Raw genomic sequence first — 14,053 nt, 5'->3', positions numbered from 1 at the left:
TGCTTTGCGTCACGGATGCCCGCGTGTCTATCCGCGGCATAGTTCTCCATGCTGTAACTGACTCGCAAGTGCCGTACCGAAAAAGTCAATAACCCTTGAACGCTCCTGAATTCAACCAGTCGGTGCCTTCCGCGTCCGACCCAGCTTCTGATACTGCTCCCCACGACAAGCCCGTTCACGATCCGGCACTAGCATGCCTTGTCGTCATCGCGCGATTTCATGGCGTTGCCGCAGACGCCGCGCAGTTACGTCATGCCGCGGCGCGCAGCAATGAGCGCTTCGACAGTGACGCGCTCGTTCTGGGCGCTCGCTCGATTGGTTTGAAGGCGTCGCCAGCGCCGCTGCGAATCGACCGGCTTGATCGCACGCCTTTGCCCGCACTTGCTTTTGACAAGGACGGCAAGCATTTCATCATTGCGCGCTGCGACGGCAAGACGGTCTTTGTTCTTGAAGCGGAGGCTCTCGCTCCTACTGTGATGCCACTCGACACGCTGGCGGTCCGTACTACTGGCCGGATGCTGCTATTCACATCGAGAGCCTCGCTGGCCGGTGAACTCGCGCGGTTCGATTTTTCGTGGTTCATTCCGGCGATCATCAAATACCGGCGACTATTGCTGGAAGTACTCGGCGTGTCGCTGGTCCTGCAGATCTTCGGGCTCGTCTCGCCACTGATGTTTCAGGTAGTGATGGACAAGGTGCTCGTGAACCGCGCCTACAACACCCTTATCGTTGTTGGCATTGCGCTTTTCGTCAGCTCCACCTTCGAGGTGCTTCTCACGGGTCTGCGCAACTTCACTTTCTCGCACACCACCAACCGGATCGACGTGGAACTGGGCGCGCGTCTGTTCCGCCATCTGGTGGCACTGCCGTTACCCTATTTTGCGGCCCGGCGCGTGGGCGATACCGTAGCTCGCGTACGAGAACTGGAGAACATCCGAAACTTCCTGACAGGTCAGGCGCTGACTGCCGTTATCGATCTTGTGTTCTCGTTCGTTTTCATCGGAGTGATGTGCCTCTACAGCGTGTGGCTCACGCTCATCGTCGTCGCGTCGTTGCCGCTCTACGCCGTCATTTCAGCCACGCTTGTGCCCGCTTTGCGTCGGCGTCTGAACGAGAAATTCGCACGCGGCGCGGACAACCAGTCGTTTCTGGTCGAAACCGTTTCCAGCATCGAAACGGTCAAGGCAATGGCCGTCGAGCCGCAGTTCATCAAAAGATGGGAAACGCAACTCGCGGCCTACGTCGCATCGGGCTTCCGCGTGACGACGCTTGGAAATGTGGGCCAGCAGCTTATCCAGTTTGTCGGCAAGCTGGTCACGCTCGCGACGCTGCTGCTGGGCGCGAAGCTGGTCATTGACGGTCGGCTGACTGTCGGGCAACTGATTGCGTTCAACATGATGTCGCAGCACGTCGCCTCGCCGATCCTGCGTCTTGCCCAGCTATGGCAGGATTTCCAGCAGATTGGCATCTCAATGGGACGACTGGGTGACATTCTCAACACGCGAAACGAATTGCCGCATAGCCGGCAGGCACTGCCTGCGGTGCATGGCGACATCCGGTTTGAGAATATCTGTTTCCGGTACCGGGCGGACGGCCCACCGATTCTCAATGACATATCCCTGGACGTGCGCGCGGGCGAAGTGATTGGCATTGTTGGCCGTTCAGGCTCTGGCAAGAGCACACTCACGAAGCTGCTGCAGAGACTTTACTTGCCTGAGCAGGGCACTGTACGCATCGACGGCATCGACCTTGCTCTCGCCGATCCTGCGTGGTTGCGCCGACAGGTGGGCGTGGTACTGCAGGAGAACGCGCTCTTTAACCGTACGGTCCGCGAGAACATTGCGCTAACCGATCCAGGCGCGCCACTTGAACTTGTGATGCGGGCCGCAAAACTGGCCGGCGCGCATGATTTCATCTGCGAACTGCCGCAGGCCTACGACACGCCTGTCGAAGAGCACGGCGGCAATCTGTCAGGCGGCCAGCGCCAGCGACTGGCGATTGCACGGGCGCTGCTCACCAATCCACGCATCCTGATCTTCGACGAGGCGACGAGCGCGCTCGACTTCGAAACCGAGCGCGTTATCCAGAACAACATGCGAGCCATCTGCGCGGGACGAACCGTGATCATCATCGCCCACCGCCTGAGCGCCGTGCGTCATGCGACGCAGATCATCGCGATGGACAAGGGGCGGATTGTGGAACGTGGGACACACGACGCGCTGCTCGCGCATGGCGGCTATTACGCCCACCTTATTTCTCTGCAGAACAGTTGATGATGCGTTTCCATCTGCAGGCATTCGCTGATCTGATGGGTCGGTACGCGGGTATATGGCGGGCCGGGTGGTCGATCCGCGACCAGCTTGATGCTCCCGAAAAGCTCAGTTACGAACTGGCTTTCCAGCCGGCCCAGCTCGAACTGGTTGAAACACCTGTTCATCCAGCGCCTCGATGGGCAATTCGCATTCTGGTGATCCTGTCAGTGCTGATCCTGCTGATCGGCATCCTTGGTCGGCTTGATATCGTCGTCACGGCAAAGGGCAAGTTTGTTCCCAACGAGCGCGTCAAGATCATCCAGCCGGCGATAACCGGCGTGGTGCGGCAGATTCTGGTTCGTGACGGTCAGCGCGTCAATGCGGGACAGGCATTGCTGGTCCTGGACGCGACACAGGCAGCGGCTGACGCGGACAAGGCCCGTTCATCGCGGATCGATGCAGCACTCGCGTCCGCCAGGGCGGCCGCACTGCTGGATGCGGTCAAAACCGGGCACGTCCCGCCACTGGTTGCCGTGGATGGCGCATCGTCCGAGCAACAGGTCCAGGCGCAGAATTTCACCGAAGGGCTTTACCGAGAATACGCGGACAAGCTCGCCGCGTCGCAAGCCGAGCTTCTTAAGCGGGAAGCCGAACTCTCGACGACCCGACAGCAAGTGGCCAAACTGCGTGCAACTGCGCCACTGGCGCGTAGCGCAGCCGAGGATTACCGTGCGTTGGCACGCGACCAATACGTCGCGCAGCATGACTATCTCGGCAAGGAGCAGACCGCGCTTGAACAGGAGCATGAACTCGCTGCGCAGCAGAGTCACGCTCGCGAACTTGCCGCTTCCGTGGTGGAACAGCAGGCGGCGATCCAGGTGACAACCTCGCAATTCTCTCGGGAACAGCTTGATGCACTCGAGAAGGCAAAACAGCAGTTTGCACAGAACCGCGCTGACGAAACCAAGGCCGTGACGCGACAGGAACTGATGACACTTTACGCACCGGTTTCGGGAACGGTCGAGCAACTGGCCGTACATACGCTCGGCGGAGTTGTCACAACGGCACAATCGATCATGGAGATCGTGCCGGACGACGCGGTGGAAGTCGAAGCAAGCATTGAGAACAAGGACGTGGGCTTCGTCAATGTCGGGCAGGACGCCATCGTCAAGATCGAAGCGTTCCCGTATACCCGGTACGGTTACCTGATCGGCAAGATCACGTCAGTATCGAACGACGCAATGCAGGACAGGAACCGGAAGCTGGGCCTGACGTTTACGGCGCGCATTCGGCTGCCGACCAATCAGATGCAGATCAATAACAAATCAATCAATCTCACTCCGGGCATGGAGGTGACGGCGGAAATCAGGACCGGGCGGCGCAGTGTTGCCGGATATTTCCTTGATCCGCTGATGCAGACAACCGGGGAGAGCCTGCGTGAACGTTGAACGGGTCAATGGCAAGGGGCCCGGTTACGCTCGCACGCTGAGGACGGCGCTGTGGCTATCGGTATTGGGCGCCACTCCGGGTATCGCGGGAGCAGTCGATGTGTTCGGCACCGACGCCTTAGTCTCCCGAACACCTGCGAACGCGTTTTCAGATATTGACGCCGCGCATCCCTGTCAGTTCGGGCCGCTGGAGGCGCCGCTTCTTCTGGCGGAGGCGGTGAATCGCGCCTTGTGCGGAAACCCGAAAACGCGGGAAGCCTGGGCGAATGTAAAGGTGCAGGCCGCGGCGGTTGGCGTGGCAAAGTCAGCCTATCTGCCGAACTTGACGGGCAACCTGCAGGACGTGCGCGAAGACTCCGTGACGGACGTGAAAGGTTATCCGCGCCTGAACTCAGCGAACCGCTCGACGGTTTTTTCCGGCTCGGTCTCGGCGAACTGGGTGCTGTACGACTTTGGTGGCAGGAAGGCTGCGCTTGCCAATGCACAGGCTTTGCTCGCGGCTGCGCGGGCCAACCAGGATGCCGCTCTGCAGACCGCCTTTTCCACTGTGGCAACAGACTACTACGCAGCGCAGGCGGCAACCGGCAAGCTGGCCCTGACGAAGGAAACGGAAAGTATCGCGCGTGACAGCTTTGTCGCGGCGTCGACACGCGTGACCCGCGGCGTCGCGGCGATTTCCGACCAGTTGCAGGCTCAGACTTCATACGCGCAGGCGACGTTCAACCGGGCGAAGGCCGAAGGCGACTTGCAGGCCGCTCTCGGCACGCTCGCCTTTGACATGAGCCTCAGCCCGGATCAACCAATCAAGATGCCGGACGCTGAAGATGGCGTGGTGCCAGACCAGGATTTCACAGCGTCGGTCGCCGGGATGATCGAGCAAGCGCAAAGCGCCCACCCGGTTATCGCTGCCGCCAGGGCGAAGCTTGACGCGGCAATGGCGAGCGAGCAGCAGACACGTGCCGAAGGGTTGCCCAACTTCAGTCTGATCGCGAAGTACAGCCAGAACAACCAGCCCGCCAATCTGGGGCTGGGCCAGCCTCAATTGGCCGCGACAGGGCACGACTGGTATGTTGGCGTACAGGTGCAGATCCCGTTGTTCGAAGGGTTGAGCCGGACGTACAAGGTGCGTGGAGCACATGCTCAAGTGGAGGTCCAGGAGAACACGCTCGATGAAGCTCGCCAGCAGGTCGGGCTCGATGTCTGGAAAAGCTATCAGGTACTGCAGACGAACATACAGAATGTGGGGAACACGGCTACGTTGAAGCGGATTGCGCAGCGGTCATTTGACGTCGCAAACCATCGGTACACGGCGGGTGTGGGAAACATTCTGGAACTGCTGAACGCACAGAAGTCGCTTTCGGAGGCAAAGCAGCAACGCATCCAGGCGCTAACAGACTGGCGCGCGGCGCGGCTTCAGTTAGCCGCGAAGATGGGACGCCTGGATGCCGGAGATCTGCGTACGGAACAGGTTCCACAGCAATAGTCAGGTGCGTGCCACGGGGAGCGCGCGGTTTGCAGCCGCACTGAACTGGGGGGCTATCGTAACCGCATCGGAGGCCCCTTTGCTTGCGTAGGAGCATGCAGATCGAGGCACTCCGCCTACACGCGCGCCTCCTACTTCCTTCCCACCAGATACGTCACACCATTCGGACCGTAACGCTCTGCATGCGGTTTGTTCGCCGGTAAGTGGAAGACGTCGCCGACTTTATATGCCTGCTCCGTGTCGCCCACGCGTATGTGCAACTCGCCGTCCAGAATCAACGCCTTCGCCTCGAAGGGATGCTCGTGTACGTCCATCGTGATGTTCGCCTCCCGCGTCACAACGACGGCCTCGGGGAATCCTTCTTTCGTCAGGCTTTCAATGAATGCTTCGCGGTCCATGGCGCCCTCAGCGGCTAGCAGTTGCGAAGATTTACTGTAACGCTATCCGCTAATTCGTGCAGCGCGCAGCCCTGTGTTATGCCGGCGCCGTTACACCTGAGCCGACCTTCCTGCGCGTTCTCGTGCGCGGCGCCACTGATTCACCCAACCCTTTCCTGCGGCGCGCAGCATTCGCTTCCGCTTCTTCCGCATCGGCCATCACGACCGAGATCTTCCCCCGCTCGATGTTCGCCTCGGTTTCGTACTGCTGTGCCGTACGCTCCAACAACTCCGCAAGCAACATCTGGTCGCGACGGTCGCAATGGTTCATAGCGATACCTTTGCGCAGCGTCCTCGCCAGCATAGCCAGCGATGAAAGCCGTTCCACATACGTGCGGGTTGCTTCCAGTACCTCGCCGGCAAGTCGCTTATATTCAGCGGGCTTCACCGAAAGACGAGGGTTCATAAATGGAGCTTCAGCGGGTTTGCTCATGGCGCGATTTCCGGTTGATTCTCGAAATCGCCCGACACTCGCTGCAAACGGGTGGGCGGGCACGTAGCGAGGTTGAGAGACCGGTGTCCCGACAAGCCGGCGAGCCTTGCGGCCCCCTCGCCATCACCCGCCCGTTGAAGACGCGCTAAGGCAAACGCATGGACCTGCACAACAGGCTATGCGATCGGAACAGTCGGGCTCTCACACCCGGTCATCATTGTTTTGACGACCGCCAGATTATAAATGCGCTCTTCTCTTAAAATTCACTTTGCTAAGCTAACTATCTAGCTTTGGCTAATCGGCCTAAGACCGTTCTAATTTTCTTTCGCCGTAATAGCCCGGAGCAACTGAGCTTCGATCAGGCAACCCAACAAAGCAGCCACCCAACCGAAGCCCGTCCATCATCGCCTTGCTTTAATTCACCACCAACACCGGCGCCACAGCCGCCGGGTCACTAATACTCGGCCGGCCATTCTCAACGTGCCCAGCCAGACGAACCGAGAAGCTGGCGTCGTCATTGCTCGTCACCGTCAAGTCGTACCAATGATGGCTCGACGCCAGCACCCAGGCCTCTTCGATGTGCGCCCCTGCCGGTACCAGCACCGGACGCGTGCGCGCACCATACGCGTTGTCCGTCACTGTCAGGCGGGCAATACCGCCGCCCTTGTTGCTGAACTTGATAAACACATTGCCGTTCGCAACGTCGTATTGCACCTTGATTTCCGGCTGGGCGGGTTTGTTGTTGCCATGTCCGCCGAAGGCGGCTTGCACAGTCTGCGCCGTCGCCGTCTGCGTATTACCCGCAAACTTGCGCACGAAACCATTCGGCCCAAACACTTCGAACGCGTACACGCCGTTTGTCGTCGTCAGATCGAAGCTCTCGTTGAGCGACTTGCCGGCTTCGACGGTGTAGCGCCACGGACCATCCGTGCGATTCGTCGAGTACACGTAGAAATGCGCGCCTTGATTGCCGCTATTGGCAAACGCGATGTCAAACGTGTTCTTCTTCACGTCCGCGTGACCGTTCACGTGCAACTCGTACGGCAAGGCACGGGCGAAACGGATGCCGCTTTCCTGCGGGTCGAATGCCACTGGCGTGGTGGGCACCGTGGGTTTCGGCTGCGACGTGCACTCGTTGGCGATCTGCTGGTAGTTGCTCGTGTCCGGGAGCGCAGGTACGGAGGAGTCCGGCGTGCGGAAGTCGAACGCGGTGGTCAGGTCGCCGCACACGGCACGGCGCCATGCGGTGATGTTCGGCTCATAGACGCCAAAGCGCGTTTCGATGAAGCGAATCACCGAGGTGTGATCGAACACCTGCGAGCACACAAAACCGCCCTTGCTCCACGGCGATACGATCGTCATCGGTACGCGCGGGCCGAGGCCATACGGCAAACCGTCCGCGGTGTAGCTGCCGCCACGGCCGGGATTCACCACGTTGTGAATCTCACCGTCGGTGCTGACGGTCGACTGTCCCTGGGCCGGCGTCGTCGCCGGTTGCGGCGGCACGAGGTGATCGAAGAAGCCGTCGTTCTCGTCGTACATGATGAACAGCACGGTCTTGCTCCACACTTCGGGATTCGACGTCAGCGCATCGAGAATCTGCGACGTGTATTCCGCGCCGTATGCGGGCGTATAGCTCGGGTGCTCGGAGTACGCAGCCGGCGGGCACAACCACGACACCTGCGGCAGATTGCCCGCGAGCACGTCGTTCTTCAGGTCCGCAATCGTGCGCACCGTCTGCGCGCGCTCGTACAAGGCGCTGCCCGGCTGCGCGTTGATGAAATTCGCGAAGTTCTGCAGCACGTTTGTGCCGTAGTTGCCGTTCAACGGATCGGCGCCGGTCAGACCCTGCTGATACACCTGCCACGTAATCCCCGCGGCTTGCAGGCGTTCCGGATACGTGGTCCACGAGAGCAGCTGATAAGCCGGCGGACCGTCGTTGTCGACGAAATCGTTGTTGTCGAGCAGCGGGCCGCCCATGGTGCCGGTCGGATCGACCATGCCGGTCATCAGGTACGACCGGTTCGGGTGCGTCGGTCCCAGCAGCGAGCAGAAATAGGCATCGCACACGGTGAACGCATCGGCCAGTGCATAGTGGAACGGGATGTCGCTACGCAGGTAGTAGCCCATCGTCATGTCCGTCTTGTACTGGGGCCACTGGTTGTACGCTCCGTTGTTCATCGCGTAGTGCGTCGGGTACCACGAGTGGTCGAGGTCGCCGATACATTGCGCACTGGTCGTCGCCGTGTTCAGATGGAACGGCAGCACCGGTTGCGCGGCGTTTTCCTTCGACGGCTGGTACCACACGGGTTGCTTGCCACCCGGCAGCGGAATCGGGAAGCGGTCGTTGTAACCACGTACGCCGCGCATATGGCCGAAGTAGTGGTCGAACGAACGGTTCTCCTGCATGAACACGACGATGTGCTCGACATCGCGGATCGTGCCGGTGCGCGAAAACGCGGGCACGGCGAGCGCATTGCGAATGGACTCGGGCAGCGCGGTCAGCGCGGCGGCAGCGCCGGCGGATGAAGCCACGGTCTGCAGGAAACGGCGACGGCTATTTGATGTCATCGAATATCACCTTCTGCGGGTGGGGAAAGAATAGCGCGCCTCGAGCGCGCCGGTGGAGTCGGATCAGTTGCTGTTGGCGTTGTCGCCCGGTGCGTAATGCATCACGGGCGTGACTTGCTGGCTGTCGGCAGCGAGGCTCGCCTGCATGTTTTGTGTGATCGGATCGGATGCAGCGGCAGGGTCGGCTGCGAGTGGCGCTGATGCGTTGAGCATTGCCGCTGCTGGGGCCGTCGTGGCGCTTTGCGCGACAGCGTTGTTCCCGGCGGTTGGCGATGAAGATGTTGAACTCGAGCCGGAGTCATCGGCGCCACAACCGCTCAACGCGAAAGTTGCGAGTGCAACGAAAACGGCGCTGGCGAGGCGAGTGTCTGTTCTCATATCTGCATCCAATTTATGGCGGCGGATGCAGTCTCCATTCCTTTCGAGAAATAATTGTGAAACGTTTGCGAGTGGATAGACTTACGTCGCAATGTCGGCTAATAGAAAGCATTTGGAAAGCAGTAAGCAGGAGAATGGTCACGTTAGCGCCACACGGCTGAAGCCCTGGCACACCGAACGATTTGCGCTTCGCATACTTTGGCAGGTCCATGACACGCATCGAAAGACCTTTCGACATCACGCGTCTCGAAGACGAATGGCTCGAGGCTGACGGCTTCGGCGGGTTCGCTTCGGGAACCGTCGGCACGCTGCGCACGCGCCGCTATCAGGCCTTGCTGCTCACGGCCACGCGCGCGCCGGGCGGGCGCGTGGTACTCGTGAACGGGGTGGAAGCGTGGCTCGAAGCGAACGGCCAGCGTTATCCGTTGAGCATGCAGCGGTATATGCCGGACGTGATCTATCCCGACCTGACGGCGAGTCTTCTCGCGTTCGACATTGACCCGTGGCCGACATGGCGATTGCAACTCGATCCGCACGTAACGCTGATAGCGGAAGTGTTCGTGAGCAAGGCGACGCGCGAAACGGTTTTGCGTTGGCGGCTGGAAGGCGCAGTAGCGGCTTCTGGCGCAGGCGCGTTCAACCTGAAAGTCAGGCCCTTGCTCTCCGGGCGCGATTACCATGCACTGCACCACGAAAACGCCGCGTTCAATTTCAACGCGCAGACGAGCAGCGATCAGGCGTGCGTGAATTGGCAACCTTATGGCGACCTGCCGGTCATCAGTGCGGCGACCAATGGCGTCTACACGCACGCACCTGATTGGTATCGGAACTTCTGCTACGTTCGCGAGCGCGAGCGTGGCCTCGACTTCAGCGAAGACCTTGCCACGCCAGGCGTGTTCAGCTTCAATCTCGCCGACGGCGAAGCGGTGATGATCCTCAGCGCGTCGATCGCGTCCTCGGCGGCGGTGCCGGCAAATACCAAACCAGCCGCCTCCCATGCAACGGAACTCGCACACATCGAACAGCAGCGCCGCGGCGCACTCGGCTCACGCCTGCACCGTTCCGCCGATGCCTACCTCGTAGCCCGTAACGAAGGCCGCACGATCCTCGCCGGCTTTCCCTGGTTCACCGATTGGGGCCGCGACACGTTCATCGCCATGCGCGGCTTGCTGATCGCAACGGAGCGCCTCGACGAAGCCGAAGCGATCCTGCTCGAATGGTCGGGCACCTTGTCCGAAGGCATGCTGCCGAATCGCTTTCCCGACTACGGCGACACCCCGGAATACAACTCCGTCGATGCATCGTTATGGTTCGTCATCGCCGTTCACGACTATCTGGCAACGAACCACCCAAAAGCCGACACCCGAACACGGTTGCAGCAGGCGGTCGAGACCATCCTCACGGGCTACACGAACGGCACGCGCTTCAACATCAAAGCCTCCACCGACGACGGCCTGCTGAGCGCCGGCGTACCCGGCGTGCAACTCACGTGGATGGACGCAAAGGTCGGCGACTGGGTGGTCACGCCACGCATCGGCAAACCCGTGGAAGTGCAGGCGCTCTGGATCAACGCATTGCGCATTGCAGCAACGTGGAATCGGCAATGGCAGCAAGCTGCGGACCGAGCGCTGCAAGCGTTTCATGAACGTTTTACCGATCCGTCGACGCAAGCGCTCGTCGATAACGTCGACGTGGATTTCGTGAAAGGCGCCGTTGACCGCTCAATCCGCCCAAATCAGATCTTCGCCGTAGGCGGCCTGCCGTTTCCGTTACTGGAAGGCGCGGCGGCGCGCGCGGTGGTCGATCAGGTCGAAGCGCACCTGCTCACGCCGCTTGGCCTGAGAACGCTCGCCCCGTCCGATCCTGCCTACCGCGGGCACTACGGCGGCACGCCGCTGGAGCGGGATGGTGCCTACCATCAAGGGACGGTCTGGCCATGGCTGCTAGGCCCATTCGTTGAAGCGTGGCTGCGGGTCCACGGCGCAGAGCCGGATGCCCGTGCCCAAGCCAAAGCGCGCTTTCTCGATCCGCTGTACGCGCATCTCGATCACGCCGGCCTCGACCATCTCTCCGAAATCGCCGACGGCGATGCGCCGCACACGCCCGCCGGTACGCCGTTTCAGGCGTGGTCGCTCGGCGAGTTGCTGCGCCTCGAAAACCTGCTTGCCCGATTGGAGTCCATCGCCCCTTAAACCGCGCTACGATGTGAGTCCCACCGCCAGGCCCGACGCAAGGACGTAGTCATGCCACCGCTGCGCGCTGCCAATCTGCTCGACACGATCGAAGGTTCCCGCCTGCACTCCGCCGACTGTGCCCATTGGCAACGCTGGGGGCCGTATCTCAGCGAGCGTCAGTGGGGCACGGTCCGCGAGGATTACAGCGCGGACGGCACCGCCTGGGACTCTTTCCCTCACGACCACGCACGCAGCCGCGCTTACCGTTGGGGCGAAGACGGCATCGCCGGTTTCGGCGACGACAAACTCAGCTGGTGCGTGTCGCTCGCGCTGTGGAACCGCAAAGACCCGATCCTGAAGGAACGTCTGTTTGGCCTCACCAACGCGCAGGGCAATCACGGCGAGGACGTGAAGGAGCTGTACTTCTACGTCGACGGCACGCCGACGCATTCGTACATGCGGATGCTCTACAAGTACCCGCACGCCGCCTTTCCGTACGACGATCTCGTGCAGGAAAACGCGCGGCGTGATGGCGACATGCCGGAATACGAAATCCTCGACACCGGTGTGTTCGACGATTGCCGTTACTTTGACGTGCAGGTCGAATACGCGAAGCACGCGCCCGATGACATCCTGATGCGTGTGACGATCGAGAACCGCGCGGACGAGGCAGCTTCGCTCGACGTGCTGCCGCAGATCTGGGCGCGCAATTCGTGGTCGTGGAAGGAGAACAAGGACAAGCCGTCGCTGGTCGCGGGCAAGGACCACAACGGTGAAGTCCATTTGATCGGCAAGCAGCATGGCCATGAGCCGATCGTCGTGACAGCGTGGTCGAAAGACGCGCCGCAGATGGCGTGGCTGTTCTGCGAAAACGACACCAACGTCAAGCGTCTGTTCAACATGGAGGGCGCCGGGCCGTTCAAGGACGGCTTCAACGACTACCTCGTCCACAGCGACGAACAGGCGGTCCGCCGCGACGCCGGCACCAAGGCGGGCGCGCACGCGTCGATTGAACTCGGGCCGCATGGCCGCGCCGTGGTGTATATGCGCTGGCGTCCGCAGTCGGCGCCGGACGACGCGCAACTCGATGCGGATGCAGTGTTCGCTCACCGCATCGCCGAGGCCGATGAATTCTATGGCGCGCTGCAACACGAGATCACCGATCCCGACGCGCGCCTCGTGCAGCGCCAGGCGCTCGCCGGCATGCTGTGGTCCAAGCAGTACTACCAGTACGACGTGCAGCGCTGGCTCGAAGGCGATCCGCTGCAACCCACGCCGCCTGCGTCGCGCAAACGCGGCCGCAACGTGGACTGGCGGCATCTGTGCAACGCGGACATCGTGTCGATGCCCGACAAGTGGGAGTACCCGTGGTACGCGTCATGGGATCTGGCGTTTCATGCGGCCGCGTTCGCGCTGATCGATCCCGCGTTTGCCAAGCGTCAATTGTTGCTGCTGGTGAAAGACCGTTATCAGCATCCGAATGGTCAACTGCCGGCCTACGAGTGGGCGCTCGGCGACGCGAATCCGCCCGTGCATGCGTGGGCCGCGTGGCGCGTCTATGAAATCGACCGCGCGCTGACCGGCAAGGCGGATCGGGATTTTCTGGAACTCGTGTTTCACAAGCTTTTGCTGAACTTCACGTGGTGGGTGAACCGCAAGGACGCGGATGGCCGTAACGTTTTCCAGGGCGGCTTTCTCGGGTTGGACAACGTCGGTATCTTCGACCGCTCGTCGCCGCTGCCGACGGGCGGTCACATCGATCAGTCCGACGGCACTGCTTGGATGGCGGCATACGCGCTCGACCTGATGCGGATCGCGCTTGAACTCGCGTATGCGAACCACGTGTTCGTCGACATCGGCGTGAAGTTTTTCGAGCACTTCCTGTATATCGCCGAGGCCGTGAGTTGCGACGACGGTTGCGATACCGGTCTATGGGACAGCGAAGACGAATTCTTCTACGACAAATTGCGCCTGCCCGACGGTAGCAATATTCCGATGCGCCTGCGCTCGATCGTCGGCCTGATTCCGCTTTTCGCGGTACACGTGCTCGAAGAACGTTTGCATGGTCACTTGCCGGGTCTGCGCGAGCGGCTCGTCTGGTTCCTCGAGCATCGCCCCGATCTGGCGAAGCTGGTTTCGCGCTGGAACGAGCCTGGCAAGGGCAATGCGTTACTGCTCTCGCTGCTGCGCGGGCATCGGATGAAAGCGTTGCTGCGCCGGGCGCTCGACGAAAGCGAATTCCTCTCCGATCACGGCGTGCGGGCACTGTCGCGATTCCATCGCGACCATCCGTTCGAGTTCAATCACAACGGCACCAGCGTGACGGTCAAGTATCTGCCGGCCGAATCCGACACCCGCGTGTTCGGCGGCAATTCGAACTGGCGCGGACCGGTGTGGATGCCGGTGAACTATTTGCTGATTGAATCGCTCTACGAATTTCATCGCTACTACGGCGATGGCTTCCGCGTCGAATATCCAACCGGCTCAGGGCAGAAGTTTTCGCTCAGCGAAATCGGCGACGAACTGGCGCGCCGCGCGACCACTCTGTTCCTGAAGGACAAGAACGGCGAACGTCCGGTGATGGGTGCATATCCGCTATTGCAGGCTGACCCGCGGTCGCGCGATCTCGTGCTGTTCCATGAGTATTTCCACGGCGACAACGGACGCGGTGTGGGTGCTTCGCATCAAACCGGCTGGAGCGGCCTGGTGGCGCTGCTGCTGCAACCGAGGGCGATGGGCGCATCCGGTAATGTGCCGCTGGCGGGCGAGCCGGACCGCGCGCCGATACCGACGTCGACTTCGGCGCCGGCTCCCGCCTGCCCAACTGAGTCCGCGCCCGAACCTGCGCCCGCGCTGGTAACGGCGGTAACCAAGTAG

The 14,053-nt window shown here is 61.2% G+C and carries 9 protein-coding genes; 5 read left to right on the top strand and 4 right to left on the bottom strand.

Annotated features, from left to right (window positions below; genetic code table 11):
- Window positions 1–122 precede the first annotated feature (122 nt).
- From M0D68_RS03940 to M0D68_RS03930, 3 genes are read left to right on the top strand one after another with little or no spacing between them, the layout of a single operon-like run.
- The gene (locus tag M0D68_RS03940) at window positions 123–2,273 is read left to right on the top strand and encodes a type I secretion system permease/ATPase (protein ID WP_266223972.1); all 2,151 of its coding nucleotides are present in this window, start codon (window positions 123–125) and stop codon (window positions 2,271–2,273) included.
- Complete coding sequence (locus M0D68_RS03935; RefSeq protein ID WP_266223835.1) at window positions 2,273–3,700, top strand: HlyD family type I secretion periplasmic adaptor subunit; 1,428 nt, start codon at window positions 2,273–2,275, stop codon at window positions 3,698–3,700. Before M0D68_RS03940 ends, M0D68_RS03935 begins: the two co-directional genes overlap by 1 nt.
- On the top strand, window positions 3,690–5,183 hold the full coding sequence (locus M0D68_RS03930) for a TolC family protein (protein ID WP_266223834.1): 1,494 nt from the start codon (window positions 3,690–3,692) through the stop codon (window positions 5,181–5,183). The genes M0D68_RS03935 and M0D68_RS03930 overlap by 11 nt, the downstream gene beginning before the upstream one ends.
- A 131-nt stretch (window positions 5,184–5,314) precedes the next feature.
- Here M0D68_RS03930 and M0D68_RS03925 read toward each other — a convergent pair whose 3' ends face one another.
- The 4 genes from M0D68_RS03925 to M0D68_RS03910 form a co-directional block, all read right to left on the bottom strand.
- Window positions 5,315–5,581, bottom strand: coding sequence for a cupin domain-containing protein (locus M0D68_RS03925; RefSeq protein WP_266223833.1), 267 nt, complete (start codon window positions 5,579–5,581; stop codon window positions 5,315–5,317).
- A gap of 76 nt (window positions 5,582–5,657) precedes the next feature.
- Window positions 5,658–6,053 carry a hypothetical protein gene (locus M0D68_RS03920; protein ID WP_266223832.1) on the bottom strand — a complete coding sequence of 132 codons (396 nt, stop codon included), beginning with the start codon at window positions 6,051–6,053 and terminating at the stop codon, window positions 5,658–5,660.
- Window positions 6,054–6,467: 414 nt separating this feature from the next.
- Window positions 6,468–8,624, bottom strand: coding sequence for a phosphocholine-specific phospholipase C (locus M0D68_RS03915; RefSeq protein ID WP_266223831.1), 2,157 nt, complete (start codon window positions 8,622–8,624; stop codon window positions 6,468–6,470).
- A gap of 63 nt (window positions 8,625–8,687) precedes the next feature.
- Window positions 8,688–8,837, bottom strand: a complete 150-nt coding sequence (locus M0D68_RS03910; RefSeq protein ID WP_234486587.1) for a hypothetical protein — start codon at window positions 8,835–8,837, stop codon at window positions 8,688–8,690.
- Window positions 8,838–9,211: 374 nt separating this feature from the next.
- On the opposite strand from M0D68_RS03910, the gene M0D68_RS03905 reads away from it, so the two are divergent.
- Window positions 9,212–11,194, top strand: a complete 1,983-nt coding sequence (locus M0D68_RS03905) for an amylo-alpha-1,6-glucosidase (RefSeq protein ID WP_266223830.1) — start codon at window positions 9,212–9,214, stop codon at window positions 11,192–11,194.
- 51 nt (window positions 11,195–11,245) lie between these two features.
- The gene (locus M0D68_RS03900) at window positions 11,246–14,053 is read left to right on the top strand and encodes a glucosidase (RefSeq protein ID WP_211706735.1); all 2,808 of its coding nucleotides are present in this window, start codon (window positions 11,246–11,248) and stop codon (window positions 14,051–14,053) included.

This window comes from Paraburkholderia sp. SEWSISQ10-3 4 (assembly GCF_030464785.1).
GTDB classification, from domain to species: Bacteria; Pseudomonadota; Gammaproteobacteria; order Burkholderiales; family Burkholderiaceae; genus Paraburkholderia; species Paraburkholderia aspalathi.
This window is presented reverse-complemented; position numbering and strand designations above follow the sequence as displayed.